2 protein-coding genes are annotated in these 1,071 nt (G+C 41.5%); both read right to left on the bottom strand.

Annotated elements, in window-relative coordinates; all coding sequences use genetic code 11:
• A partial coding sequence (locus AC1DND_RS28410) for a carboxypeptidase-like regulatory domain-containing protein (protein ID WP_477586264.1) occupies positions 1-640 on the bottom strand: 640 nt, incomplete at its 3' end.
• Positions 641-868: 228 nt separating this feature from the next.
• Positions 869-1,071 (bottom strand): DUF4974 domain-containing protein (locus AC1DND_RS28405; RefSeq protein WP_477586262.1); only part of this gene is annotated, 203 nt, incomplete at its 5' end.

The raw sequence follows: 1,071 nt of genomic DNA, 5'->3' as shown, positions 1-1,071 counted from the left end.
CAATTACACCTGGCGATTTTCCAGCCAATACCTCTCCTACACTATTTAATGAGCGCGAAGAAAGTTTATCCAGCCCAACAATGCTGATTGCGCCTGTTAAGGTTTCTTTCTTCTGTGTTCCATAACCTACTACCACCACATCGGCAAGCATCGAACGTTCTTCGCTCAACACCATATTAATGATTTGGTTTTCACTCACTTTTACTTCTTTGGTACGGTAACCGATCATAGAGAACGATAACACCGCGTCAGCGCCTACTTCAACGCGGTAAGCACCGTTTCCATCGGTTACAGTGCCGCTTTGCGTGCCCAGTACCTTCACCGAAACACCGGGAAGCACTAAACCTGTTGAATCGCGCACAATCCCGGTGATAACCCGGTCTGGTTTATTCTGAACGGCGTTGTTTAAAATTACATATTCACCTTTTTCTAAAACCTGTAATCCAAGCTTATCCAATAGTGACCTTACAGGCTCTGTGGTAAAATCGCCACTTACAAACATGTTTTTTTGTTGCAGCTGATCTGGATTGTAAACAAAGCTAAGTCCGGTGCGCGACTCGATTTCTTTGATAATTTCGGTCATCTTACGGCCTTTATTAATCGTAATACTGACTGTAGTTTTCTCTAACTTTTGTGCCATACCAGCCGAGGCCAGGATTGAGCTGCAAAATATGCAGAGAATTGAAAATGTTAAACATGCGTATTTCATGATCTTATAAAGAGCTGATGTCCTCTTAGCGGAGGTTGGTTTCATTTGTTTGATTTGTTTTTTAAAGCTTTTAATTACCCTGGCCCTTTGGCCGGAAAGAAAGATTACGGTGGCCAGTCTAACTGGCACCGCTAAGTATTTCTATATTACCTGCTCATCTCATCTGTATATATTAAATGTTTTATGATTTTTTGATCCGTTGAATTTTAGGTGGTGCAGGCTGCAGATGATATCCAAAATCTCTTCAGGCGATTGTTTGCTACTGAAAGAAGCAGTGGTTTTAAGTTTGGCCAAAGCACTGTCATTCAGCAAAATTTTAATGCTGTAGGCATATTGGAGTTTGCTGATTACCTGTTCTAAAC

The organism is Pedobacter sp. 01N416, assembly GCF_056399685.1.
This window is presented reverse-complemented; position numbering and strand designations above follow the sequence as displayed.